Annotated in this window: 22 protein-coding genes; 11 read left to right on the top strand and 11 right to left on the bottom strand. The window is 61.2% G+C overall.

The features are described 5' to 3' along the window. Window positions 1–7 precede the first annotated feature (7 nt). The 4 genes from fmt to LVS58_RS18585 are packed head-to-tail and all read left to right on the top strand — an operon-like array spanning window position 8 to window position 3,970. A complete protein-coding gene (fmt, locus tag LVS58_RS18600; RefSeq protein WP_233692259.1) occupies window positions 8–940 on the top strand; it encodes a methionyl-tRNA formyltransferase in 933 nt (310 codons plus the stop codon). Continuing rightward, window positions 937–2,247 (top strand): 16S rRNA (cytosine(967)-C(5))-methyltransferase RsmB, encoded by a 1,311-nt coding sequence (gene rsmB, locus LVS58_RS18595; protein ID WP_233692258.1) that lies wholly within the window; start codon window positions 937–939, stop codon window positions 2,245–2,247. Before fmt ends, rsmB begins: the two co-directional genes overlap by 4 nt. A 23-nt stretch (window positions 2,248–2,270) precedes the next feature. Beyond that, a complete protein-coding gene (gene trkA / locus LVS58_RS18590) occupies window positions 2,271–3,644 on the top strand; it encodes a Trk system potassium transporter TrkA (protein ID WP_233692257.1) in 1,374 nt (457 codons plus the stop codon). An 11-nt stretch (window positions 3,645–3,655) separates the two neighbouring features. After that, window positions 3,656–3,970 (top strand): tetratricopeptide repeat protein, encoded by a 315-nt coding sequence (locus LVS58_RS18585; RefSeq protein WP_233692256.1) that lies wholly within the window; start codon window positions 3,656–3,658, stop codon window positions 3,968–3,970. 98 nt (window positions 3,971–4,068) lie between these two features. Here the strand turns inward: LVS58_RS18585 and LVS58_RS18580 are convergent, their stop codons facing one another. Both LVS58_RS18580 and LVS58_RS18575 read right to left on the bottom strand, forming a co-directional pair. Further along, window positions 4,069–4,956, bottom strand: a complete 888-nt coding sequence (locus LVS58_RS18580; RefSeq protein WP_233692255.1) for a lysophospholipid acyltransferase — start codon at window positions 4,954–4,956, stop codon at window positions 4,069–4,071. A gap of 41 nt (window positions 4,957–4,997) precedes the next feature. Next, a complete protein-coding gene (locus LVS58_RS18575) occupies window positions 4,998–5,549 on the bottom strand; it encodes a DNA-3-methyladenine glycosylase I (protein WP_233692254.1) in 552 nt (183 codons plus the stop codon). A gap of 83 nt (window positions 5,550–5,632) precedes the next feature. Here LVS58_RS18575 and glyQ point away from each other — a divergent pair, with 83 nt between their 5' ends. From glyQ to LVS58_RS18555, 4 genes are read left to right on the top strand one after another with little or no spacing between them, the layout of a single operon-like run. Further along, window positions 5,633–6,580 carry a glycine--tRNA ligase subunit alpha gene (gene glyQ, locus LVS58_RS18570; protein ID WP_003253126.1) on the top strand — a complete coding sequence of 316 codons (948 nt, stop codon included), beginning with the start codon at window positions 5,633–5,635 and terminating at the stop codon, window positions 6,578–6,580. Further along, window positions 6,577–8,628 carry a glycine--tRNA ligase subunit beta gene (gene glyS, locus LVS58_RS18565; RefSeq protein ID WP_233692253.1) on the top strand — a complete coding sequence of 684 codons (2,052 nt, stop codon included), beginning with the start codon at window positions 6,577–6,579 and terminating at the stop codon, window positions 8,626–8,628. The genes glyQ and glyS overlap by 4 nt, the downstream gene beginning before the upstream one ends. 3 nt (window positions 8,629–8,631) lie before the next feature. Then, window positions 8,632–9,159 carry a D-glycero-beta-D-manno-heptose 1,7-bisphosphate 7-phosphatase gene (gmhB, locus tag LVS58_RS18560; protein ID WP_233692252.1) on the top strand — a complete coding sequence of 176 codons (528 nt, stop codon included), beginning with the start codon at window positions 8,632–8,634 and terminating at the stop codon, window positions 9,157–9,159. A gap of 46 nt (window positions 9,160–9,205) precedes the next feature. Continuing rightward, window positions 9,206–9,991, top strand: a complete 786-nt coding sequence (locus LVS58_RS18555; RefSeq protein ID WP_233692251.1) for a lysophospholipid acyltransferase family protein — start codon at window positions 9,206–9,208, stop codon at window positions 9,989–9,991. Between the two features lie 177 nt (window positions 9,992–10,168). On the opposite strand, the gene LVS58_RS18550 is transcribed toward LVS58_RS18555, so the two are convergent. Next, a complete protein-coding gene (locus LVS58_RS18550) occupies window positions 10,169–11,788 on the bottom strand; it encodes an MFS transporter (RefSeq protein WP_233692250.1) in 1,620 nt (539 codons plus the stop codon). A gap of 96 nt (window positions 11,789–11,884) precedes the next feature. Continuing rightward, window positions 11,885–13,531, bottom strand: coding sequence for a GMC family oxidoreductase (locus LVS58_RS18545; RefSeq protein WP_233692249.1), 1,647 nt, complete (start codon window positions 13,529–13,531; stop codon window positions 11,885–11,887). A 239-nt stretch (window positions 13,532–13,770) separates the two neighbouring features. On the opposite strand from LVS58_RS18545, the gene LVS58_RS18540 reads away from it, so the two are divergent. Beyond that, entirely contained in the window at window positions 13,771–14,658 is an 888-nt protein-coding gene (locus tag LVS58_RS18540) for a LysR family transcriptional regulator (RefSeq protein ID WP_233692248.1), read from the top strand. On the opposite strand, the gene LVS58_RS18535 is transcribed toward LVS58_RS18540, so the two are convergent. From LVS58_RS18535 to LVS58_RS18520, 4 genes are all read right to left on the bottom strand, one after another. Continuing rightward, the gene (locus LVS58_RS18535; RefSeq protein WP_233692247.1) at window positions 14,647–15,465 is read right to left on the bottom strand and encodes a sulfite exporter TauE/SafE family protein; all 819 of its coding nucleotides are present in this window, start codon (window positions 15,463–15,465) and stop codon (window positions 14,647–14,649) included. The genes LVS58_RS18540 and LVS58_RS18535 overlap by 12 nt on opposite strands. Then, window positions 15,462–16,730 carry an NAD(P)/FAD-dependent oxidoreductase gene (locus LVS58_RS18530; RefSeq protein ID WP_233692246.1) on the bottom strand — a complete coding sequence of 423 codons (1,269 nt, stop codon included), beginning with the start codon at window positions 16,728–16,730 and terminating at the stop codon, window positions 15,462–15,464. The genes LVS58_RS18535 and LVS58_RS18530 overlap by 4 nt, the downstream gene beginning before the upstream one ends. Before the next feature lie 39 nt (window positions 16,731–16,769). Continuing rightward, window positions 16,770–17,654 (bottom strand): MBL fold metallo-hydrolase, encoded by an 885-nt coding sequence (locus tag LVS58_RS18525; protein WP_233692245.1) that lies wholly within the window; start codon window positions 17,652–17,654, stop codon window positions 16,770–16,772. 87 nt (window positions 17,655–17,741) lie between these two features. Beyond that, window positions 17,742–17,891: a hypothetical protein gene (locus LVS58_RS18520; RefSeq protein ID WP_233692244.1), complete on the bottom strand. Its 150-nt coding sequence runs from the start codon at window positions 17,889–17,891 to the stop codon at window positions 17,742–17,744. Between LVS58_RS18520 and LVS58_RS18515 the strand changes: the two genes are divergently transcribed. Both LVS58_RS18515 and LVS58_RS18510 read left to right on the top strand, forming a co-directional pair. Continuing rightward, entirely contained in the window at window positions 17,877–19,169 is a 1,293-nt protein-coding gene (locus tag LVS58_RS18515; RefSeq protein WP_233692243.1) for a sigma-54 interaction domain-containing protein, read from the top strand. The two genes, LVS58_RS18520 and LVS58_RS18515, sit on opposite strands and share 15 nt — an antisense overlap. A gap of 129 nt (window positions 19,170–19,298) precedes the next feature. Beyond that, entirely contained in the window at window positions 19,299–19,706 is a 408-nt protein-coding gene (locus tag LVS58_RS18510) for an RcnB family protein (RefSeq protein ID WP_233692242.1), read from the top strand. A gap of 64 nt (window positions 19,707–19,770) precedes the next feature. On the opposite strand, the gene gyrB is transcribed toward LVS58_RS18510, so the two are convergent. Genes gyrB through dnaN form a run of 3 tightly spaced genes read right to left on the bottom strand, consistent with a single transcriptional unit; the run spans window position 19,771 to window position 24,418 of the window. Continuing rightward, on the bottom strand, window positions 19,771–22,191 hold the full coding sequence (gene gyrB, locus LVS58_RS18505) for a DNA topoisomerase (ATP-hydrolyzing) subunit B (RefSeq protein WP_233692241.1): 2,421 nt from the start codon (window positions 22,189–22,191) through the stop codon (window positions 19,771–19,773). A 4-nt stretch (window positions 22,192–22,195) separates the two neighbouring features. Continuing rightward, the gene (recF, locus tag LVS58_RS18500) at window positions 22,196–23,299 is read right to left on the bottom strand and encodes a DNA replication/repair protein RecF (RefSeq protein ID WP_233692240.1); all 1,104 of its coding nucleotides are present in this window, start codon (window positions 23,297–23,299) and stop codon (window positions 22,196–22,198) included. Between the two features lie 15 nt (window positions 23,300–23,314). Beyond that, complete coding sequence (gene dnaN, locus LVS58_RS18495; RefSeq protein WP_003253156.1) at window positions 23,315–24,418, bottom strand: DNA polymerase III subunit beta; 1,104 nt, start codon at window positions 24,416–24,418, stop codon at window positions 23,315–23,317. Between the last annotated feature and the right edge of the window lie 24 nt (window positions 24,419–24,442).

Here is a 24,442-nt window from a genome sequence, read left to right as displayed (position 1 = left end):
GAACTCCATGCGCATCGTCTTTGCAGGCACTCCAGAGTTTGCCGCCGAACACCTCAAGGCCCTGCTCGACAGCCCCTACGAGATCGTGGCCGTCTACACCCAGCCCGACCGCCCGGCCGGCCGTGGCCAAAAGCTGATGCCAAGTGCGGTCAAGGCACTGGCCGTGGCCCATGACATCCCGGTGTTCCAGCCGCAGACCCTGCGCAATGCCGATGCGCAGGCCGAACTGGCCGCACTGAAACCAGACCTGATGGTGGTGGTCGCCTACGGCCTGATCCTGCCGCAGGTGGTGCTGGATATCCCGCGCCTGGGATGCATCAACAGCCACGCTTCACTGCTGCCACGCTGGCGCGGTGCCGCGCCGATCCAACGGGCGGTGGAAGCCGGCGACGCCGAGAGCGGCGTGACCGTGATGCGGATGGAGGCCGGCCTGGACACCGGCCCGATGCTGCTCAAGGTAATCACCCCGATCAGCGCCGAGGACACCGGCGGTACCTTGCACGATCGCCTGGCCGAAATGGGCCCGCCCGCAGTCGTTCAGGCCATCGCCGGCCTGGCTGACGGTTCGCTGCAGGGCGAAATACAGGACGATGCGCTGGCCACCTACGCGCACAAACTGAACAAGGACGAAGCGCGTATCGACTGGACCCGCCCGGCCGTCGAGCTGGAACGCCTGATCCGCGCCTTCAACCCATGGCCGGTGTGCCACAGCACTCTGGACGGTGAAAGCGTCAAGGTGCTGGCCGCCAACCTGTCCACAGGCCAAGGCGCCCCGGGCGAGATACTTTCCGCCAGCAAGGACGGCCTTGTGGTTGCCTGCGGTGACCAAGCCCTGAGCCTGACCCGCCTGCAACTGCCTGGCGGCAAGGCGTTGAGCTTCAGTGACCTGTTCAACAGCCGCCGCGAGAAGTTCGCCGCCGGCAAGGTGCTGGGCCAATGAACCCACGCCTCGCCGCCGCTCGTGCACTTGCCGCTGTGCTCAGCGGCAAGGCTTCGCTGAACAGCTCGCTGCCGGCGCAACTGGACAAGGTAGATGAACGCGACCGCGGCCTGACCCAAGACCTGGCGTTCGGCACCGCACGCTGGCAGCCACGCCTCGACCTGCTGGCCGCACAGCTGCTGCAAAAACCCTTCAAGGCAGCCGATGCCGATGTTCAGGCGCTGCTGCTGGTCGGCCTGTACCAGCTGTTCTACACGCGCATTCCAGCCCATGCCGCCATCGGCGAGACCGTGGGCTGTGCCGACAAACTGAAGAAGCCGTGGGCCAAGGGCCTGCTCAATGCCGTACTGCGCCGTGCCCAGCGCGAAGGCGAGGAACTGCTCGCCGGCATGGAGCGCGACCCGGTGGTGCGTACCGCGCACCCGCGCTGGCTGCAGAAGGCGCTGAAAGCCTTCTGGCCAGAGCAGTGGGAAGCCATCTGCGCCGCCAACAATGCCCACCCGCCGATGATTCTGCGGGTCAATCGCCGTCACCATAGCCGCGATGCCTACCTGGCACTGCTGGCCGAAGCCGGCATTGGCGCCAGCGCATGCCAGTACAGCCGGGACGGCATCATGCTGGCCGAAGCCTGCGACGTGCGCGGCCTGCCAGGCTTCGCCGAAGGCTGGGTGAGCGTGCAGGACGAAGCCGCGCAACTCTCTGCCGACCTGCTGGAACTGGCCCCAGGCCAACGTGTGCTCGATGCTTGCTGCGCACCGGGCGGCAAAACCTGCCACCTGCTCGAGGCCGAGGCTGGCCTGGCGCACATGGTAGCCATCGATCTCGAAGCCAAGCGGCTGACCCGCGTGCGAGAAAACCTCGACCGCCTGCAACTGGATGCCGAGCTGATCGCCTGCGATGCCCGCGACACGGCCAGCTGGTGGGACGGAAAGCCATTCCAGCGCATTCTGCTCGACGCGCCGTGCTCGGCCACCGGCGTGATTCGCCGCCACCCGGACATCAAGCTGACCCGCCAAGCCGACGACATCCCGGCTTTGGCCACGCTGCAAGGCGAGCTGCTCGATGCCCTGTGGCCGACCCTGGAAGTGGGCGGCATGCTGCTATACGCCACCTGCTCCAGCTTGCCGACCGAAAACACTGAAGTGATCAAAGCCTTCCTCGCTCGCACCCCGGGCGCCCGCGAGCTGGACCTGGCGACCGAAGCCGGCCTGCGCCAGCCCCATGGCCGTCAGCTGCTGGCCCAGGAAGGCGGTCACGACGGTTTCTACTATGCCAAGCTGATCAAGATCGCCGCCTCGCGCGGATAAGAACAAAGGATAGGGAGTAGCGCATGAAGATCATCATCCTCGGCGCAGGGCAGGTAGGCGGTACGCTGGCTGAACACCTGGCCAGCGAAGCCAACGACATCACCGTGGTCGACACCGACGGCGACCGCCTGCGCGACCTCGGCGACCGCCTGGACATCCGCACCGTCCAGGGCCGCGGCTCACTGCCGACGGTGCTGCGTCAGGCCGGTGCCGACGACGCCGACATGCTGGTGGCGGTAACCAACAGCGACGAGACCAACATGGTCGCCTGCCAGGTGGCCTATTCGCTGTTCCATACCCCGACCAAGATTGCGCGGGTGCGCGAGTCGTCCTACCTGACCCGCGAAGAGCTGTTCGACAACGACCATATCCCGGTCGACGTTCTGATCAGCCCCGAGCAGGTGGTGACCAATTACATCAAGCGCCTGATCGAACACCCAGGCTCGCTGCAGGTGATCGACTTCGCCGAAGGCAAGGCCCAGCTCGTGGCAGTGAAGGCCTACTATGGCGGCCCGCTGGTCGGCCAGCAGTTGCGCCAGATCCGTGCGCATATGCCCAACGTCGACACCCGCGTGGCAGCCATCTTCCGCCGCGACCGGCCGATCACCCCGCGTGGCGACACGGTGATCGAAGCCGACGACGAGGTGTTCTTCATTGCCGCGAAGAAGGATATCCGCGCGGTGATGGGCGAACTGCGCCGCATCGACGAGACAAATAAACGCATTGTCATCGCCGGCGGCGGGCAGATCGGCGAACGCCTGGCGGAAGCCATCGAAAGCCGGTATCAGGTGAAGATCATCGAGAAGAGCCCCGCGCGTTGCCGGCACCTCTCCGATACCCTCGAAAGTACCGTAGTGCTGCAGGGCAGCGCCTCGGACAAAGACCTGATGCTCGAAGAGAACATCGCCGACGCCGATATTTTCCTGGCCCTGACCAACGATGACGAAGCCAACATCATGTCCTCGCTGCTGGCCAAGCGCCTGGGCGCAGGCAAGGTGATGACCATCATCAACAACCCGGCCTATGTCGACCTGGTGCAGGGCGGCGATATCGACATTGCCATCAGCCCGCAGCTCGCCACCATCGGCACCCTGCTGGCGCACGTGCGTCGCGGCGACATCGTCAGTGTGCACTCGCTTCGCCGTGGTGCAGCCGAGGCTATCGAGGCGGTGGCACACGGGGACTCGAAGTCGAGCAAGGTGGTTGGCAAGGCAATCGAGGACATCGCCCTGCCACCGGGTACCACTATCGGTGCGATCATCCGTGACGAAGAGGTGATGATTGCCCATGACGACACCATGATCGAGTCAGGGGACCATGTGATCCTCTTCGTTGTGGATAAAAAGCATATCCGTGATGTTGAGAAGCTGTTCCACGTCGGCTTGAGTTTCTTCTAGGAGAAGAGGGCATGCGCGAGTCGCTGGAGAAGATGCTGTCCAAAGGTGTGGATAACCCGCTACTGCGGTTTGGCCTGGGCAAGGCCTGGCTGGATGAAGGCAACGGTGCTGAAGCAGCGGTGCACCTGGCGCGCTGCGTAGAGCAGGATCCGAAATACTCGGCAGCGTGGAAGCTGCTGGGCAAGGCCTATCAGTTGCAGGGCGACCTGGCGGCGGCGCGCAAAGCGTGGGAAGGCGGGATCGTGGCGGCGCAGGCCCATGGTGACAAGCAGGCCGAAAAAGAGATGACCGTTTTTCTCAAGAAACTCAACAAAACAGCGGGTTGACGCGGCCCCTGTAGGAGCGGGTTTACCCGCGAATGCGTCGGTGAATCCAACATCGCATTCGCGGGTAAACCCGCTCCCACCAGAGGGCGGTTGATGGCTCAATACCAGCGCGGCTCGCCAGCCGGGCGCTTCTTGAAGCGCTTCATGCTCCACATGTACTGGCTGGGGTACTCGCGCACATAGCGCTCGACCACCTTGCTCATCGCTGCCGCCGACACATTCACGTCGGTGCTGTACATCTCCTCTGGCGCCGCCTCCAGGAACACCTTGAAGCCCGAGCCATCCGGCAACCGCAGCGCATGCAGGAACACACCTACCGCCTTGCCACCGGCCAGCATGTTCGGCACGAACTTGCTGGTCAGCGCCTGGGTGCCGAGGAAGGGTACGAACACGCCCGCCGATTCCGCCGGCTCCGGGTCGGCAGGAATCCCCACCTGGCCGCCACGGCGTACTTCCTTGATCACGCTGAGGATGCCTTCCTTGGTCGACGGCGCCACGCGATTGCCCATCTGCACGCGCTGCTCGCGCAGCAGATCATCCACCGCCTTCAGCTTCGGCGGGCGGTAGAAAATGATCGGTTTGCACTGGTTACAGTAGAAGTGGTTCAACACTTCCCAGTTACCCAGGTGGCTGGTGATGCCGACCACCCCTTTACCTGAGGCCAGGGCCCGCTCCAGCACTTCCAGGCCATGCACTTCCTTGACCAGCTCCAGCGAGCGTTGCGGCGGCCAGATCCAGGCACAGGCACTTTCGACAAAGGATTTACCGATATCCCGCAGCGCCTGGCCAACCAGTTGCTCACGGGCCACCGGGTCCATCTCCGGGAAGCATTTGGCCAGGTTGATCCGTACCACGTTGCGCGAACCGTTGGGGATTTTCCACATCAGCCAGCCAATACCGGCGCCGACACGCTGCACAGCGCCCCAGGGCAGCTTGGCAAACAGGCGCAGCACCCCGACCATCAGGGCGCCCTTGAAATTTTCCACAGGCGAATTCCTTATTTCAGCAAGGCGCGCATTGTAACCCCTCAGCGCAACAAGGCGGCGTAGCGATCGCAGTCGGTGGTGTGGTCCATGACCATGCCGGTAGCCTGCATGAAGGCGTAGCAGATGGTCGGACCGACAAACGTGAACCCAGCCTTCTGCAAGGCTTTGCTCATTGCCTTGGCTTCATCGGTAACCGCCGGCACGTCGCCGCGCGCCTTGAAATGATTGATCTTCGGCGAGCCGCCGACGAACGACCACAGCCATTCGCCAGGGTTATCCACAGCCAGCCAGGCCTGGGCGTTGCGCCGCGCAGCCCTGAGTTTGAGGCGATTGCGGATGATGCCTGCATCCTGCATCAATTCCTCGATGCGTTCGTCGCCCATGGCCGCCAGCTTTACGGGGTCGAAGCCGTACATCACCTGGCGATAACGCTCGCGTTTGCGCAAAACGGTAATCCATGAAAGCCCTGCCTGGAACCCTTCGAGCAAAAGCATCTCGAAGAGCAACGCCGGGTCGCGCTGTGGCATCCCCCATTCCTGGTCGTGGTAGGCCTGGTACAACGGATCGTCGGTACACCAAAAGCAGCGTGGCATAAGGCTCCAATGAGTAGAGGGCGAGGCGAATCAGGTTATACTCCCGCTCTTTACATCCGCATCCCCAGATACAGGTGAATTTCGTGAGCCAGCCTACGCCAGCCGTGCGTACCTTCCAAGACCTGATCCTTGCCCTGCAGAACTACTGGGCAGCTCAAGGTTGTGTGGTACTTCAGCCCTACGATATGGAAGTAGGCGCCGGCACTTTCCACACCGCTACATTCCTGCGCGCCGTGGGTCCAGAAACCTGGAACGCCGCCTATGTGCAGCCTAGCCGTCGTCCTGCCGACGGGCGGTATGGCGAAAACCCCAACCGCCTGCAGCACTACTACCAGTTCCAGGTAGTGCTCAAACCGAACCCGGCCAACTTCCAGGAGCTGTACCTCGGCTCGCTGAAAGCCATCGGCCTGGATCCGTTGGTGCACGACATTCGTTTCGTCGAAGACAACTGGGAATCGCCGACCCTCGGCGCCTGGGGTCTGGGCTGGGAAATCTGGCTCAACGGCATGGAAGTCACCCAGTTCACCTACTTCCAACAAGTCGGCGGCATCGAGTGCTACCCGGTCACCGGTGAAATCACCTACGGCCTGGAGCGCCTGGCGATGTACATCCAGGGCGTCGATTCGGTGTACGACCTGGTGTGGGCCGACGGCCCGTTCGGCAAGGTCACCTACGGCGACGTGTTCCACCAGAACGAAGTGGAGCAATCGACCTACAACTTCGAACACGCCAACGTCGACAAGCTGTTCGAACTGTTCGATTTCTACGAAAGCGAAGCCAACCGCCTGATCAAGCTGGAGCTGCCGCTGCCGACCTATGAAATGGTCCTGAAGGCATCGCACACCTTCAACCTGCTGGACGCCCGCCGCGCCATCTCGGTAACCGAGCGCCAGCGTTACATCCTGCGTGTACGTACCCTGGCCCGGGACGTGGCGCAAAGCTATCTGCAAGCCCGCGCACGCCTGGGCTTCCCGATGGCCACCCCTGAACTGCGTGACGAAGTGTTGGCTAAGCTGGAGGCTGCACAATGAGTGCTCAAGATTTTCTGGTAGAACTGGGCACCGAAGAGCTGCCACCCAAGGCCCTCACCAGCCTCGGCGAAGCCTTCCTGGCCGGTATCGAGAAAGGCCTGCAGGCCGCTGGCCTGAACTACACCGGCAAGCAGGTGTACGCCGCGCCGCGTCGTCTGGCCGTGCTGATTCGCCAGCTGGACGTGCAGCAGCCTGACCGCAGCATCAACATCGACGGCCCGCCCATGCAGGCTGCCTTCAAAGACGGCGAGCCGACCCAGGCTGCCCTGGGCTTCGCCAAGAAGTGCGGCGTAGAGCTGGCCGAAATCGACCAGAGCGGCGCCAAGCTGCGCTTCTCCCAGCACATCCCAGGCAAAGCCACCGCCAGCCTGCTGCCGACCATCGTCGAGGATTCGCTCAACGACCTGCCGATCCCCAAGCGCATGCGCTGGGCGGCCAGCCGTGAAGAATTCGTGCGCCCGACCCAATGGCTGGTAATGCTGCTGGGCGACCAGGTGGTCGACTGCACCATTCTGTCGCAGAAGGCCGGCCGTGAATCCCGTGGTCACCGTTTCCACCATCCGGAAACCGTGGTCATCACCACCCCGGCCAACTATGTCGAAGACCTGCGTAACGCTTACGTGCTGGCCGACTTCGCCGAGCGCCGCGAGCTGATCAGCAAGCGCACCGCCGAGCTTGCCATGCAGCAGGAAGGCACGGCCATCGTGCCGCCGGCGCTGCTGGACGAAGTGACTGCCCTGGTCGAATGGCCAGTGCCGCTGGTGTGCTCGTTCGAAGAGCGCTTCCTTGAAGTGCCGCAGGAAGCCCTGATTACCACCATGCAGGACAACCAGAAGTACTTCTGCCTGCTGGACAGTGAAGGCAAGCTGCTGCCGCGCTTCATCACCGTGGCCAACATCGAAAGCCGCGACCCGAAGCAGATCGTGCAAGGCAACGAAAAGGTCGTGCGCCCGCGCCTGACCGACGCCGAGTTCTTCTTCAAGCAGGACAAGAAGCAGCCACTGGAAACCTTCAACGAGCGCCTCAAGAACGTGGTGTTCCAGGCCCAGCTCGGCACCGTGTACGACAAGGCGGAACGTGTTTCCAGGCTGGCCGCCTTCGTTGCCCCGCTGATCGGCGGCGACGCCCAGCGCGCTGGCCGTGCCGGCCTGCTGTCGAAGTGCGACCTGGCCACCGAGATGGTCGGCGAATTCCCTGAAATGCAGGGTGTTGCCGGTTACTACTACGCGCTCAACGACGGTGAGCCGGAAGACGTCGCCCTGGCCCTGAACGAGCAGTACATGCCGCGCGGTGCTGGTGCCGAGCTGCCGCAGACCCTCACCGGTGCTGCCGTGGCCATCGCCGACAAGCTCGACACCCTGGTGGGCATCTTCGGCATCGGCATGCTGCCTACCGGCAGCAAGGACCCGTACGCCCTGCGCCGTGCCGCTCTGGGCGTGCTGCGTATCCTGATCGAGAAGCAGCTGGACCTGGACCTGACCGGTGCGGTCGAGTTTGCGGTCAAGCAGTTCGGCGCCAGGGTCAAGGCCCCCGGCCTGGCCGAGCAAGTACTGGAGTTCATTTTCGACCGCCTGCGCGCGCGTTACGAAGACGAAGGCATCGATGTGGCCACGTACCTGTCGGTACGCGCATTGCAGCCAGGCTCCGCCCTGGACTTCGACCAGCGCGTACAAGCCGTGCAGGCGTTCCGCAAGCTGCCGGAAGCCGAGGCCCTGGCCGCGGTGAACAAGCGCGTGTCGAACCTGCTGAGCAAGGCCGAAGGTGCCATCGCCGAGCAGGTCGAGCCGAAGTACTTCGACAACGCCAACGAGTTCTCCCTGTACTCGGCCATCCAGCAGGCCGACCAGGCCGTGCAACCGATGGCTGCGGCACGTCAGTACAGCGAATCGCTGGCCCGCCTGGCGGCGCTGCGTGACCCGGTCGATGCCTTCTTCGAGGCCGTCATGGTCAACGCCGAAGACGCCAAGGTACGTGCCAACCGTTATGCCCTGCTCAGCCGTCTGCGCGGCCTGTTCCTGGGCGTGGCTGACATTTCGCTGCTGGGGTAAGCCTTGAAACTGCTGATTCTCGACCGTGACGGGGTGATCAACTACGACTCCGATGCGTACATCAAGACGCTGGAAGAATGGGTGCCGATCCCCGGTTCGGTCGATGCGATCGCGCAGTTGAGCAAGGCGGGCTGGACGGTGGCCGTGGCCACCAACCAGTCCGGCATTGCCCGTGGCTACTACCCGCTGGCAACCCTTGAGGCCATGCACGCGCGCCTGCGCGCGCTGGTGGCCGAGCAGGGCGGCGAGGTGGGCCACATCGTGTATTGCCCGCATGGGCCGGACGAAGGGTGCGATTGCCGCAAGCCCAAGCCCGGCATGCTGCGGGCGATCGCCGAGCATTACCAGACTGGCCTTGAAGGCGTCTGGTTCGTCGGCGACAGCAAAGGTGACCTGGAGGCCGCCCTGGCCGTCGGTGCACAACCTGTGCTGGTGAAAACCGGCAAGGGCGAGCGGACCCTGGAAAAAGGCGTTCCGGAAACTACACTGATTTTCGACGATCTGGCAGCTATCGCCAGAGAACTAATTTAAACAGTGCGCCTTCTGGCGCATTTTTCTCAGGCGGGCATGCCCCGCAATGGTACAAGCCACTATGTCGATCCTGCAGGCGATCAGAATCTTTCTTTTTTACCTGCTGCTGGGCACCAGTTCGCTGCTGTGGTGCTCGCTGAGCTTCTTCGTCGCGCCGTTCCTGTCGTTCCCCAAGCGCTACAAGTTTATCAACGTGTATTGGTGCCGCTGCGCGCTGTTTCTGGTGCGCACCATCCTGGGCATCGACTACAAGATCACTGGCGCCGAGAACGTGCCAGCTGAGCCCTGCGTGATTCTGTCCAATCACCAGAGCACCTGGGAAACCTTCTTCCTGTCCCAGTACTTCTCGCCACTTAGCCAGGTGCTCAAGCGCGAACTGCTGTATGTACCGTTCTTCGGCTGGGCCATGGCCATGCTGCGGCCCATCGCGATCAACCGCGATAACCCCAAGGAAGCGCTACGCCAGGTAGCGAGCAAGGGTGACGAACTGCTCAAGCAGAAGACGTGGGTGCTGATTTTTCCAGAAGGCACCCGTGTGCCGTTCGGCACCGTCGGCAAGTTCTCCCGCGGCGGTACGGCACTGGCCGTGAATGCCGGGCTGCCAGTGCTGCCGATTGCCCACAACGCCGGTAAATTCTGGCCCAAGACCGGTTGGGGCAAACGTGCCGGTACAATCGAAGTGGTAATCGGCGAACCGATGTACGCCAACGGCACGGGGCCACGTGCCATCGCCGAACTCAACGACCGCGCTGCAGCCTGGAACGAAGCGGCCCAGCGGGCCATGGGATCGCTGCCGCCAGCAGAAGAAAAACCTCAGGAACAGATGGCATGACGTTCTGTGGATAACTTGTGTGCAGTTTTTGGATTAAATGCTTGAATTGTTGGCTAAGTGTTTGATTTTTATACTTATTTTTGTGTATGAATTTTTTCTGAAAAACGTGCATAAGTTTTTTTGAGGCATAAAAAAACCGGCTTTTACAGCCGGTTTTTTTATGGCATGTCGACAGCATCAGACCTTGTCGATATCTACATCCTTGGTTTCTCTCAGACAGAAGATCCCGACCACCAGGCTGATCCCGGTCACCAGCACCGGGTACCACAGCCCGTAGAAGATATCCCCGGTATAGACCACCAGCGCGAACGATACGGTCGGCAGGAAACCACCAAACCAGCCATTGCCGATGTGGTAGGGCAGCGACATCGAGGTGTAGCGGATGCGGGTCGGGAACAGCTCGACCATCACCGCCGCCAACGGGCCATAGGTCATGGTCGCGATCAGGATCATCGCCACGATCAGTACCACCACCATGACCTGGTTGACCTGAGCAGGGTCGGCCTTGGCCGGGTAACCAGCCTGCTCGATGGCAGCACGCATGGCGGTTTCATCGAAGCCGTTGATGGTCTTGTCACCGATGTTCACCACCACTTCACTGCCGGCCACGCTTACCGAGCTGTACGGCAGGCCCTGCTTGACCAGGAAGGTCTTGACCTTATCGCACGGGCTGTCAAAACGCGCCTTGCCGACGGGGTCGAACTGGAATGTGCAGCCTTGCGGGTCGGCGGTGACCACGATCGGTGCCTGACGGCTGGCAGCGTCGATCTGGGGGTTGGCGTAGTGGCTCAGCGCCTTGAACAGCGGGAAGTACAGTACGGTTGCCAGCAACAGGCCGAGCATCAGGATTGGCTTGCGGCCGATACGGTCGGACAGCCAGCCGAAGAATACGAAGAACGGCGCGCCAATTACCACGCTGATGATGAGCAAGGTGTTGGCCTGAGCCGGGTCCATCTTCAGCATCTGGGTCATGAAGAACAGCACGTAGAACTGCGCCGTGTAGAAGGTCACGGCTTGCCCGGCGTTGATGCTGAACAGGGCGGTGAGAACCACTTTCAGGTTTGGCCAGGAGGTAAACGACTCACGGATGGGCGACTTGCTGATCTTGCCTTGGGCCTTCATTTTCACGAAGGCGGGCGACTCGTGCATGCTCATGCGGATCCAGGTGGAGATTGCCAGCAGCACGATCGACAGCAGGAACGGCAGGCGCCAGCCCCAGGTTTCGAACTGGTCGCCACTGACATACCGGCTACCCAGCACCACCAACAGTGACAGCAACAGGCCCAGCGTAGCGGTGGACTGGATGAAACCGGTGTGGAAGCCACGTTTGCCGGGCGGCGCATGCTCGGCCACGTAAGTGGCTGCACCGCCATACTCGCCGCCCAGCGCCAGCCCCTGGAGCATGCGCAGGATCACCAGGATGATCGGTGCGGCGATGCCGATGCTGGCGTAGGTGGGCAACAACCCCACAGCGAAAGTGGACAGGCCCATCAGCACGATGGTGACCAGGAAGGTGTACTTGCGCCCGATCATGTCACCCAGGCGGCCGAACACCAGCGCGCCAAACGGCCGCACCAGAAAGCCCGCAGCAAAGGCCATCAGGGCGAAGATGAAAGCGGTGGTATCGTTCACGCCAGCGAAGAACTGCTTGCTGATGACCGCTGCCAGCGCACCATAGAGAAAAAAGTCATACCACTCGAAAACCGTCCCGAGGGATGACGCGAAAATGATCTTGCGTTCTTCACGGCGGCTGGGGCTGCTGGCCGCCGCACCCTGCTCTTGGATGTAATCCGACATCGTTGCTGTCCTCGGCCCGTAGGCCACAGTGATTATTCTTGTTGTTCCACTGTCGGCGGCTTCTGATCGCAAGCCGCCGGTACTGCACGCACCCGGTCAGGGCGTCGGTAACGCGTCTTCGTTCAGGTAGGTCTGGGTAGCAGCTCCTTTGAGGATCAGTTGCGCCGCCTTTTCGGCGATCATCAGGGTGGGGGAACACGTATTGCCGGACGTTATCTGCGGCATGATCGAAGCATCAGCCACGCGAAGACCGGGGATGCCATGCACGCGCAGCTGGTTATCCACAACGTCCATGGCACCGTTGCCCATGCGACAGGTACCAACCGGGTGGAAGATGGTGGTGCCGATCTTGCCCGCGGCCTCGAACAATTCTTCCTCGCTTTGCAGCGCTGGGCCCGGCAAATACTCCTTCGGCTCGAACGCGGCGAGGGCAGGGGCCTGGACGATGCGCCGGGTAAGGCGAATGGCTTCGGCAGCCACACGCAAGTCCTGCGGAGCACTGAGGTAATTGGGGTCGATCAGCGGTGTGCTGTTCAGGTCGGTGCTGCAGATGTCGATGCGTCCGCGGCTGGCCGGGCGCAGGTTGCACACCGAGGCAGTAAAGGCCGGGAACGGATGCAACGGCTCACCGAAGCGTTCCAGCGACAGCGGCTGCACGTGATACTGAAGGTTGGCGGTGGCCTGTTCGGGGCTTGAACGCACGAACGCGCCCAACTGGCTCGGCGCCATGGCCAGCGGCCCGCTACGGTCGTAGAGGTAACGCAGGCCCATGCCCATCTTGCCCCACAGGCTGTTGGCCATCTGGTTCAAGGTACGGGTGTTGCGGATCTGGTAAATCAGGCGCAGTTGCAGGTGATCCTGCAAGTTGCCACCAACGCCCGGCATATCGTGGCGAACACCAATCCCCAAGCGTTCCAGCAACTGACGCGGGCCGATGCCGGAGCGCTGGAGGATGCCCGGTGAACCCACCGCCCCAGCACAGAGGATGATCTCGCGGCGCGCCGCAAATTCATGCCAGGCCCCTTGCCAGAGCGCCTTCACCGCCCTTGCGCGGGTATTGTCCAGCAGAACCTGGTCAACCTGCACGCCGGTCAGCACAGTGAGGTTGGCGCGATCCTTGATCGGTCGCAGGAAAGCTTTGGAAGCGTTCCAGCGCACACCACTGCGCTGGTTGACCTGAAAATATCCACAGCCCTGATTGTCGCCGGTGTTGAAGTCATCAACCTTACCAATACCGCTTTGCTCGGCGGCATCGCGGAAAGCATCAAGGATCGGCCAGCTGTAGCGTTGGCGCTCGACCCGCCATTCGCCCTCTGCGCCATGGTGCTCGCTGGCGCCGGAAAAGTGGTTTTCGCTGGCCTTGAACAGCGGTAACACATCTTTCCACGCCCAGCCGTCGTTGCCTTGCGCGGCCCAATGGTCATAGTCGGCGGCTTGGCCCCGCATGTAGATCATGCCGTTGATCGATGAACAGCCACCTAGCACCTTGCCCCTTGGATAACCCAAAGCGCGACCGCCGAGGCCAGGCTGTGCCTCGGTCTTGAAGCACCAGTCTGTGCGCGGGTTGCCGATGCAGTAGAGGTAACCGACGGGAATGTGGATCCAGGGATAATTGTCACGGCCACCCGCCTCCAGCAGCAGCACGCGACAGGAAGGGTCGGCGGACAAACGATTGGCCAGCAGGCATCCGGCGGGACCGGCCCCTACGACCACGTAGTCGAAGACAGAATCGGCTGATGGCATGTGCAACCTCGCGCCTGTTTTTTATTCTTGTTCCGATCCATCTTAGTGAGTAATTTCGTGGATGAAACACGAGATTTCGCGCAGCCGCTGTGCGTTTTAGCACAGCGGCAAGCCTGTACCGACCTCTTCGCGGGCTCGCCCGCACCCCAGGGATCACGTTACCTTCAGGGTGTTCAACGCCACAGTGGGAGCGGGTATGCCCGCGAATAGGCCGGAACGAACTGCCAAAAGGGACAAGCATGTTCGACTGGAATGATCTGCGGTTTTTCCTCGAGTTGCAGCGCAGCGGCCGCCTCCTGACCGCCGCCAAGCGCCTGAACACTACCCACAGCACCGTGGCCCGGCATATCGAGAGCATCGAGCAGAGCCTGGGAACCGCGCTGTTCGTGCAGCATGCCCAGGGATACGAGCTGACCCCCTCGGGCCAAGCCCTGCTCAAACATGCCGAAGCCATGGAGAACGTCGCCCTGCTGGCACAGGAGGAAATCACCCAGGCCATCACCCCGCTGGGCAAGATTCGCCTGGGGGTAACCGAAGGCATCGGCATCATGTTCTTCACTCCACGCATGAACGCGTTGTTCGAGCGCTACCCCGGCCTGGAGGTGGAACTGGTAGCAGTGCCGCGTTTCGTCAGCATCCTCAACCGCGAGGCAGAAATCAGCATCCATCTGGAGCGACCCAACGCCGATCTGCTGATCACCCGCAAACTCACCGACTACCGCCTGGCGCTGTACGCCAGCCAGGACTATCTGGACCGCGCACCGCCACTGCGCCACCGCGAAGACCTGGCCCGGCATAGCTGGATCGGCTACGTCGACGACTTGCTGTTCAGCCAGGAGTTGCTGTTTCTCAACAGCTTCTGCCGAGCACCCAACGTGGTGTTTCGCAGCACCAGTGTGATCGCCCAGCAAGCTGCCGCCCGCGCCGGGCTGGGCATCGCCGTGCTGCCCAACTACATGGCCCGTCACGACCCGACACTGGTGCGCGTGCTGCCGGGTGAGACCATCCAGCGCAGCTACTGGATCTGCACCCGCCGCGAGCTGCACAAGTCTGTGCGCCTGCGGGTGGTGTGGGACTACCTGCTTGCGTTGTGCGCGGCCGAACAGGGCGAGTTGCTAGCCCAGTAGCGCTTTGCCCGCCAACAACAGGGCAGCGGCCCAACCTGCCACGGCAAACATCTGCTGCAGACGCGGCCCGGCCAACCGGGCTGCCAAGGGTCGCGACAGCAGCAGGCCGAGCACCGCGCCGACGGCAAACGGGGCGCCAACCTGCCAGTGCATGACGCCCGCAAAGCTGGCGCTGACCACACTGCCGGTAGAGACCAAGGCAATCACTGCCAGCGAAGTGGAAACGATGCTGGCCATGCGCAGATTGGTGTAGCGGTTCAGGGCCGGGATGATGACGAACCCCCCACCCACGCCGAGCAGGCCGGACAACAACCCGGACAAGGCACCCGTGAATGCCAATGCGCGCGCGCAGGGCAGGGTCCAGCGCAAACGCCCCTGCAACGGGTTCAGCACACACGGCTCGATAAAGCGATGAGCGTCATTGGCTTTGCCACGCAGTTCTTTGGCCGCCTTGCGCCAGATACGCAGGCAGGCATAAACCAGCACGCCGGCGAATACCAACTGCAACGGTGTATTAGGCAGGCGGTGCGCCAGCATCAGCCCGAACGGCGCGGCTGCCACACCCACCAACGCAATGAACAGCGCAGCCCGATAACGCACCAGCCCTTGGCGCAAGCCCAGCACTGCGCCAACAGCGGCAGCCAAACCTACAGCCAACAGGCCCACCGGCGCCGCTTCGACCATCGTTAGCCCCAGGCCGAACACCAGCAAGGGTACAGCGAGAATGCCACCGCCTGCGCCGGTCAGCGCCAGCACCGCGCCGATGATTGCGCCCAGGCCCGCGCCTAACAGTTGGTGCTCGATCACTGCCCACCCTCGGCTACCAGCTGCGGGCGTGCCAACCACTCGCGCCCCTTGAGCATGCCTTGCCAGTACAACGGTGGCAGCGCCTGTGCCTTGAGCAGCCAGGCCAGGCGTGTCGGCTTGCGACCATCCAGCAACCAGTTGGGGAAGCTCGGTGCCAGCTTGCCGCCATAGGTGAACTCGGCCAGGACGATCTTGCCGCGCTCGACGGTAAGCGGGCACGAGCCATAGCCGTCGTACTGGGCCAGGGTCGCCAGCCTGCCCAGTGCCACCAACACATTGTTGGCGACCACCGGTGCCTGCTTGCGGGCCGCAGCGGCGGTCTTGGCATTGCTGGTGTTAGCCACATCACCCAGGGCATGAACGTTGGTGTATTTACGATGGCGCAGGGTATGCGGATCGACGTCAACCCAGCCGGCGCTATCCGCCAAGGGGCTTTCGCGAATGAAGTCTGGCGCCACCTGTGGCGGTACCACATGCAGCATGTCGAAGACCTCGATGCGCGTTTCGCTGCTGCCATCGGCCAAGGTACGCAAGAAGGTAGCACGCTTCCCTGGGCCGTCTACGGCAACCAACCTGTGGGAGAAGTTGAGGTCGACGGCGTATTTTTCGATGTACTTCATCAGCGCGGGCACATAGTCCGCGACACCGAACAGTACGGCACCCGCGTTGTAGAAGCTGGCTTTCACCGCCCCCAAATGGCCATGGCGCAGCCAGTGGTCGCAAGACAGATACAGCGCCTTCTGTGGTGCACCGGCGCATTTGATCGGCATGGGCGGCTGGCTGAACAGCGCGCGTCCTTGCTTGAGCTTTTGCACCAGTTCCCAGGTATAGGGTGCCAGGTCATAGCGATAGTTGGAGGTGACACCGTTGCGGCCCAGGGTCTCGCTGAGCCCTTCGATGGCCGCCCAGTCCAGCTTGAGGCCGGGGCAGACTACCAGCTGTTCATAGCTGATGGCGCGACCATCATCGAGGATGACCAACTGGCCCAAGGGGTCGAATCCCTTTACCCGCGCCTTGACCCAGCGCACACCGCGCGGAATGGTCGACGCCATGGTGCGGGCAGTGCTTGGTGCCTTGAACACACCGGCACCGACCATGGTCCAGCCGGGCTGGTAGTAGTGCACTTCGGCAGGGTCGATCAAGGCAACGTCCAACGAGGGGTCGCGGCTGATCAGGCTGGAAGCAGTGGCGATGCCGGCGGCACCGGCACCGACGATGACCACCTTGTGGTGGTCGGTATTGGCAGGGGACAACAAGGCAGGCATGGCGGCAAATCCTGGAAATCTGATTATGGGGCAGGGCGGTTACAGCTTGTTCAGCGGGATCTTCAAATAGCTCACACCGTTCTCCTCCGGTGGAGGCAGTTGGCCGCTACGCATGTTCACCTGTACCGAAGGCAGGATCAGCACGGGCATATCGAGCGTCTTGTCGCGGGCTTCGCGCATGGCAACGAAGCTGTCCTCATCGATACCCTGGTGGATGTGAATGTTGTTGGCGCGCTGCTCGCCGACAGTAGTGACGTACTGCATCTCGCGGCCACCTGGCAGGTAGTCGTGGCACATGAACAACCGAGTCTGGTCGGGGAAAGCCAGCAGGCGACGGATTGAGCGGTACAAGGTGCGGGCATCGGCCCCGGGGAAGTCGCAGCGGGCGGTGCCATAGTCGGGCATGAACAAGGTGTCCCCAACGAACACCGCGATTTCGCCGGCATCTTCGATCATGAAGCTCATGCACGCAGGGGTGTGCCCAGGCGTGTGCAGCGCCCGGGCCTGCAGGTTGCCAATACGGAAACCTTCTTCGTCTTCGAGCAGCACATCGAACTGGCTGCCATCACGGGCGAAGCCGGGCTCTGCGTTGAACAAGGCGCCAAACACTTTCTGCACCTGGGTAATGTGCGCGCCAATGGCGGTATGGCCGCCCAGCTTTTCCTTCAGGTAGGCAGCCGCTGAAAGGTGGTCGGCGTGCACATGGGTTTCCAACACCCACCGCACGCTGGCATTCAGTTCGTTCACACGCTCGACCAGGCGATCAGCCGAAGCGCTGCAGATGCGCCCGGACTTGGGGTCGTAATCCAGGACGCTGTCGATCAATGCGCATTGTCGGGTTTCACGGTCCATGACCAGGTAGCTAATGGTCGAGGTCGCCTCGTCGTAGAAGGCGTCCACGTGAAGGTTGTTGCCGATGATCATCACGTTCTCCAATTTATCCGCCTCGCCTTGTACAGGCGTAGGCAGTGACAGGAGCTTTATCAAGATGCATGCCAGGCTTTTTGCCACTCACTGGCCAATGAAACCGGCCAGTTGCTGACAGCTGCCGGCGAAACTGGCAGCCGAGTTGGCAGTCGACTGACAGCCAATGGCAGTGTTTGGCAGTCCTTGGTACCCTGCGTCGGTCATCCATACGGTGCCGTCATGCCTGAAGCCCATCCCCTCATCCTAGCTCTGGTTTCCTACCTCGAGCACGATGCCCTCCCGACCATCGTGTTGGACACCGACTACAACATCCTCGCCGCCAATGCAGCCTATCGCCGTCAGTTTGGCCGACATGAGCAGGCTCCACTGGGCGAGAAGTGCCACAGGGTTTCGCATCACTACGCTGTGCCGTGCGACCAGGCTGGCGAACATTGCCCGATGCGCAAGGCGTGGAACAGCAAGGTACCGGAGCGGGTATTGCACATTCATCACACACCCCGTGGCCCCGAGCATGTGGATGTCGAGTTGCGGCCGATCCTGGATGAACAGGGCAAGGTAGTGGCCTTTGTCGAACGCCTCACCACCATCAGCCTCGCCTCAGCGCAGCCACAGGAGCAAGGTTTGGTCGGCCGCGCTCCAACCTTCAAGGCCGCCTTGGCCAGCCTGCAGCGTGCTGCACCGGCGCAGATCCCGGTGTTGCTGCAGGGGGAGTCGGGGACCGGCAAGGAGCTGTTCGCCCGTGCAGTGCACATGGGCAGTCCCAGAGCCAACGGCCCGTTGGTGGTGGTCGACTGCACCGGCCTGACCGAGTCGTTGTTCGAGAGTGAACTGTTCGGCTATGAGAAGGGCGCGTTCACCGGGGCGCATCAGCGCAAGATCGGCTTGGCCGAGGCGGCCCATGGCGGCACCCTGTTCCTCGACGAAATCGGTGAAGTGCCGCTGGCGATGCAGGTGAAGCTGCTGCGCCTGATAGAGTCCGGAAGTTTTCGTCCCGTGGGCAGCCTGCGCACTGTGCATTCGGATTTCCGCCTGATATCGGCCACCCATAAACCGCTCAAACAAATGGTCGCGGATGGCTCCTTCCGTGAAGACCTGTATTACCGCATCAGCGGCTTCCCGATTCGTCTACCTGCATTGCGCGAGCGGGTGGAGGATCTGCCGCTACTCGCACAGAGCCTGCTGCAGCGCATGGCCAGCCAGCCGACGCCCAGGCTGAGTGAAGACGCCCTACAGCAACTTGCGTTGCATCCGTTTCCGGGCAATATCCGCGAGCTGCGCAACATTCTGGAACGCGCGCGTTTGTTTGCCGATGACGGTGTGATCAGACCTGAGCATTTACCGGAAGACACTGGACTGACCGGCGCGGCTAAAGGAAGCGGTCGTCGGAATGACCTAGGGGAGCTGGCACAGGCGCTGGAGCAGTTCAAAGGCTCGCGCAGTGAACTGGCCAGTCATCTTGGCATGAGCGAACGCACGCTGTATCGCCGCTTGAAAGCGCTCGGGCTGAACTGAAAGCACGCCGGACTTTACCGGACCTTTACCTGCGCCCTGACATTGAAAGGGAAAAATCGTGGTCTGATCAGTTAACCGAACCTGGCAATCAATGCATGCCAGGCGATAACAGGCAGAGGACCGCATCAAATGAAGAAGACCCTAACCTTGATCTGCGCCGCGCTGATGCTCAGCACACCGCTGGCAAGCTTTGCGCAGCCGGGCCCGCCTGACCGGCATGATGGCGGCCCGTCGCACCAAGGCAACCCGCCCCATGGTCAACCACAGCACCAGGGCCGACATGACAATGGCGGCGGTCCTGCTTACCGTGATCCACACTTTCGCCCACAACAAGGTATGCCGATACCTCATAAGCAGTGGCAGCGTGGTCATGCCGTTGATCCACATTACCGTGGTGACCGTTACTGGGTAACTGACTGGAAAGCGCGTCACCTGTATGCACCACCTCGTGATCATCGTTGGCTGCATGTGAATGGCGACTACGTGCTGGTGGCCATTGCCAGCGGTGTGATCGTGAACATTCTCACCGGCTACTGATTGTTTGCAGGCACTAAAAAGCCCGCATCAGCGGGCTTCTTAGTGTCTGGCGAATTACACCTGATCAGAAGTCCAGGTTCGACACCGACAGCGCGTTACTTTCGATGAATTCACGACGCGGCTCGACCGCATCACCCATCAGGGTGTTGAAGATCTGGTCAGCTGCGATGGCATCTTCGATAGTGACCTTGAGCATACGGCGAACGGTCGGGTCCATGGTGGTTTCCCACAGTTGATCCGGGTTCATCTCACCCAGCCCTTTGTATCGCTGAATGGTATGGCGCTTGGTGGTCTCGTTCATCAGCCAATCCAGGCCCTCTTTGAACTCGACGATTGCCTTGCGGCGTTCACCGCGCTGCACGTACGCACCTTCACCCAACAGGCTCGAAAGCTTGGCACCAATGTTGACCACGGTACGGTAGTCATTGCTGCCGAAGAAATCGCGGTTGAACGTGATGTAGCTGGCCAGACCGTGCGAGGTAATTTCCACTTCAGGCAGCCATACGTTGCGCTCTTTGTCTTCACGCAGGCTGGCGTAGTAAGCCAGGCCAGACTTCTGGCTGGAGTTCAGACGCGCCTGGAACTGGGCCAGCCAGGCTTGCATCACGGCGTGGTCACCCAACTGTTCCAGGGTCACCTCAGGCAGGTAGACGAAGTGCTCGGTCAACTCTTCCGGGTACAAGCGCGACAGGCGCTTGAGCGTCTTCATGACACTACGGAACTCATTCACCAACGCTTCCAGCTGCACACCGGAAACCGGTGGTGCCGATTCGTCCAGGTGCAGACTGGCATCTTCCAGAGCCGACTGGGTCATGTACTCTTCCATGGCCTCATCGTCTTTGATGTACTGCTCCTGCTTGCCTCTTTTCACCTTATACAGCGGCGGCTGGGCAATATAGATGTAGCCACGCTCAACCAGCTCCGGCAGCTGACGGAAGAAGAAGGTCAACAGCAGCGTACGAATGTGCGAACCGTCAACGTCAGCATCGGTCATGATGATGATGTTGTGATAACGCAGTTTATCGATGTTGTACTCTTCGCGGCCGATACCACAGCCCAGCGCAGTGATCAGCGTGCCCACTTCCTGGGACGAAATCATCTTGTCGAAGCGCGCTTTCTCGACGTTGAGGATTTTACCCTTCAGCGGCAAGATCGCCTGGGTACGACGGTTACGGCCTTGCTTGGCCGAGCCACCCGCAGAGTCACCCTCCACCAGGTACAGTTCGGAGAGAGCAGGATCCTTCTCTTGGCAGTCCGCCAGCTTGCCCGGCAGACCCGCGATATCCAGCGCACCTTTACGGCGGGTCATCTCACGGGCTTTACGGGCGGCTTCACGGGCGCGAGCGGCGTCGATCATCTTGCCAACGACCGCCTTGGCCTCGTTCGGGTTTTCCAAGAGGAAATCGGCGAAGTACTTGTTCATCTCCTGTTCCACGGCGGTTTTCACCTCCGAGGAGACCAGCTTGTCCTTGGTCTGTGAGCTGAACTTCGGGTCCGGTACCTTAACCGAGATGATCGCGGTCAGGCCTTCACGGGCGTCGTCGCCAGTGGTTGCCACCTTGTTCTTCTTCGCCAGGCCTTCCTGCTCGATGTAGCTGTTAAGGCTACGGGTCAGCGAGGAACGGAAACCCACCAGGTGGGTACCGCCATCACGCTGTGGAATATTGTTGGTGAAGCACAGCAGATTTTCGTTGAAGCTGTCGTTCCATTGCAGGGCGACTTCAACACCCACGCCATCGTCACGCTGAACGTTGAAGTGGAACACTTGGGAGTTGACCGGCGTTTTGTTGGTGTTCAAGTACTCGACGAATGCACGCAGGCCACCTTCGTACTTGAAGAACTCTTCCTTACCGCTGCGCTCATCCTTCAGCAGAATGCCAACGCCCGAGTTGAGGAACGACAGTTCGCGGATGCGCTTGGCCAGGATGTCCCAGCTGAAGTGAATGTTCTTGAAGGTTTCAGCCGACGGCTTGAAGTGGATGTGGGTACCCGTGGTTTCACTGTCACCGACAACCGCCATAGGCGCTTGTGGAACACCGTGAACGTAGGTCTGTTCCCAGATCTTGCCGCTACGGCGAACGGTCAGAATCAGTTTCTCGGACAAGGCGTTCACAACCGATACACCTACACCGTGCAGACCGCCGGATACTTTGTAGGAGTTGTCGTCGAACTTACCGCCGGCGTGCAGCACAGTCATGATGACCTCGGCTGCGGAAACGCCTTCTTCCTTATGCACATCGACCGGAATGCCGCGACCGTTGTCGCGCACACTGATAGATTCGTCCGGGTGGATGATGACAGTGATGTCATCGCAGTGACCGGCGAGGGCTTCGTCGATCGAGTTGTCGACCACCTCGAAGACCATGTGGTGCAGGCCACTACCATCATCGGTGTCGCCAATGTACATGCCGGGACGCTTGCGTACGGCATCCAAACCTTTCAGCACCTTGATGCTAGAGGAGTCGTACGTTTGATTTTCGCTCATGCCTTCACTCCCGATGGTCGTGGGTCTGGGTGATACGGCCTTGTTCCACGTGGAACAAAGCAACTGGCGTTTCCGTCTGCCAGCCTTCCCTCAGTAATTCGTGATCTACACAGGTGATGAACACCTGGCAGCGTAATTCTTCAAGCAAGCGGCACAGTGCGCGGCGATGCTGATCATCCAGTTCGGACGGCAAGTCATCCACGAGATAAATACAGTGACCGCGGCGAGCCTGACTAACGAGGTGGCCTTGGGCAATGCGCAATGCGCATACCACCAACTTTTGCTGACCACGCGACAGGATGTCGGCTGCGTTGTTGCCAGCCAACCGCAAACGCAAATCAGCACGCTGCGGACCGGCTTGGGTATGGCCCATTTGCTGATCGCGAAGGAGAGAGGAGGCGAGTACTTCTTGCAGTTCCCGGTCCTTGTCCCAGCCTCGGTAGTAGCTTAGGGTCAACCCGTCCAGCTCGACCAGTTCGCTCAGGGTTCGCTCGAAGACGGGCTTCAAGGCCTTGATGTAGTTGCGACGGTATTCATCTATTTCCGCGCTGGCCAGGCACAATTCCCGGTCCCAGGCGGCTTGCGAAGCTGGGTCAAGTGTACCATGACGCAACCATGAGTTCCGCTGCCGCAGCGCCTTCTGAAGCCGTTGCCAGGCTGGCAGAAAACGAGGTTCCACGTGGAACACCCCCCAGTCCAGAAACTGTCGGCGTATTTTTGGGGCACCTTCAAGCAGCCGGAAACTGTCTGGGTTGATGAGCTGAAGCGGCAGTAACTCAGCCAACTGCGCGGCGCTGCGTGCATTCTGCCCATCGATGCGGATAGTGAACTCCCCTTGTCGTTCACGAGACACACCCAGGTTGCTCGTACCACCCTCCGTCAGCTGCACCTCGCCGAACACAGTACAGGCAGCCTGTTCGTACTGAATAACCGGATTCAGGCGGGTGCTGCGAAATGAACGCGCCAGCCCGAGCAAATGCACGGCTTCCAGCACGCTGGTCTTGCCGCTGCCGTTGGCGCCATAAAGGATGTTGATGCGGGGGGAGGGTAAGAGTGTCACCGGGTGCAAGTTGCGCACCGCGGTGACCATGAGACGTCGAAGGGACATTTCGCCTGCTACAGGTTACAGGCGCATCGGCATGACAACGTAGGAAGAATCGTCATTGCCAGCTTCCTGCAGCAGCGCACTGCTGTTGGAATCGGACAAGATCAGACGAACTTGCTCAGTAGTCATTACGCCCAGCACGTCCAGCAAGTAGCTGACGTTGAAACCAATCTCCAGCGAGCTACCTTCGTAGTCCACGCTGATTTCTTCTTCAGCTTCTTCCTGCTCCGGGTTGTTAGCCTGGATCTTCAGTTGACCAGCAGCCAGTTGCAGGCGAATACCGCGGTACTTTTCGTTGGAAAGAATCGCAGTACGGCTGAAGGCTTCACGCAGCGCCTGGCGATCTCCGACGACCAACTTGTCACCGCCTTTGGGCAGTACGCGCTCGTAGTCCGGGAACTTGCCGTCAACCAGCTTGGAGGTAAAGGTGAACTCGCCAGTAGTGGCGCGGATGTGATGCTGGCCCAGCACGATGCTGACCATGCCCTCAGGATCGGTCAGCAGGCGCGCCAGCTCCAGGATGCCTTTACGCGGCACGATGACCTGGTGACGATCCTCCTGCTCGATCGGCGCGCTCATCGAGCAAAGCGCCAAGCGGTGACCGTCAGTGGATACGGCGCGCAACGTGTTGCGGGAAACCTCAAGCAGCATGCCATTGAGGTAATAGCGCACATCCTGCTGGGCCATGGCGAAGCTGGTTCGCTCGATCAGGCGACGCAGCTTGCTCTGCTCCAGGTTGCAGGTGAGCGAACCCGGGCCTTCTTCCACAGTCGGGAAGTCGTTGGCAGGCAGAGTCGACAGGGTGAAGCGGCTGCGGCCGGCCTTTACCAACAGTTTCTGCTCATCGACCTTGATATCGATCAGGGCGTCGTTAGGCAGGCTTTTGCAGATGTCCATGAGCTTGCGCGCCGGAACAGTGATCTCGCCAGGCTCGGCCGGCTCTTCCAGTTGCACTCGGCCTACCAGCTCGACTTCCAGGTCGGTACCGGTCAACGACAGTTGCTGGCCTTGTACGACCAGCAATACGTTGGACAGGACCGGCAAGGTCTGACGGCGCTCGACGACACCGGCGACCAGTTGCAGGGGTTTCAACAGGGCTTCGCGTTGAATGGTGAAATGCATGGTCTAGTCCCTTGCCTTCAATTA

Origin of the sequence: Pseudomonas sp. JR33AA (assembly GCF_021378985.1) — a bacterium.
GTDB lineage: Bacteria > Pseudomonadota > Gammaproteobacteria > Pseudomonadales > Pseudomonadaceae > Aquipseudomonas > Aquipseudomonas alloputida.
The sequence above is the reverse complement of the archived record's forward strand: the minus strand, read 5'-3'. Positions and strand labels throughout refer to the sequence as shown.

Coding starts and splice junctions, on each gene's coding strand:
- LVS58_RS18520 (WP_233692244.1), bottom strand. CDS start 17,891: ATGGGCTTCAGGCATGACGGCACCGTATGGATGACCGACGCAGGGTAC.
- LVS58_RS18575 (WP_233692254.1), bottom strand. CDS start 5,549: ATGCCACGCTGCTTTTGGTGTACCGACGATCCGTTGTACCAGGCCTAC.
- LVS58_RS18550 (WP_233692250.1), bottom strand. CDS start 11,788: ATGTCGGATTACATCCAAGAGCAGGGTGCGGCGGCCAGCAGCCCCAGC.
- LVS58_RS18515 (WP_233692243.1), top strand. CDS start 17,877: ATGCCTGAAGCCCATCCCCTCATCCTAGCTCTGGTTTCCTACCTCGAG.
- LVS58_RS18555 (WP_233692251.1), top strand. CDS start 9,206: ATGGTACAAGCCACTATGTCGATCCTGCAGGCGATCAGAATCTTTCTT.
- LVS58_RS18545 (WP_233692249.1), bottom strand. CDS start 13,531: ATGCCATCAGCCGATTCTGTCTTCGACTACGTGGTCGTAGGGGCCGGT.
- LVS58_RS18540 (WP_233692248.1), top strand. CDS start 13,771: ATGTTCGACTGGAATGATCTGCGGTTTTTCCTCGAGTTGCAGCGCAGC.
- LVS58_RS18585 (WP_233692256.1), top strand. CDS start 3,656: ATGCGCGAGTCGCTGGAGAAGATGCTGTCCAAAGGTGTGGATAACCCG.
- trkA (WP_233692257.1), top strand. CDS start 2,271: ATGAAGATCATCATCCTCGGCGCAGGGCAGGTAGGCGGTACGCTGGCT.
- dnaN (WP_003253156.1), bottom strand. CDS start 24,418: ATGCATTTCACCATTCAACGCGAAGCCCTGTTGAAACCCCTGCAACTG.
- gyrB (WP_233692241.1), bottom strand. CDS start 22,191: ATGAGCGAAAATCAAACGTACGACTCCTCTAGCATCAAGGTGCTGAAA.
- fmt (WP_233692259.1), top strand. CDS start 8: ATGCGCATCGTCTTTGCAGGCACTCCAGAGTTTGCCGCCGAACACCTC.
- rsmB (WP_233692258.1), top strand. CDS start 937: ATGAACCCACGCCTCGCCGCCGCTCGTGCACTTGCCGCTGTGCTCAGC.
- LVS58_RS18530 (WP_233692246.1), bottom strand. CDS start 16,730: ATGCCTGCCTTGTTGTCCCCTGCCAATACCGACCACCACAAGGTGGTC.
- glyS (WP_233692253.1), top strand. CDS start 6,577: ATGAGTGCTCAAGATTTTCTGGTAGAACTGGGCACCGAAGAGCTGCCA.
- recF (WP_233692240.1), bottom strand. CDS start 23,299: ATGTCCCTTCGACGTCTCATGGTCACCGCGGTGCGCAACTTGCACCCG.
- LVS58_RS18525 (WP_233692245.1), bottom strand. CDS start 17,654: ATGATCATCGGCAACAACCTTCACGTGGACGCCTTCTACGACGAGGCG.
- LVS58_RS18510 (WP_233692242.1), top strand. CDS start 19,299: ATGAAGAAGACCCTAACCTTGATCTGCGCCGCGCTGATGCTCAGCACA.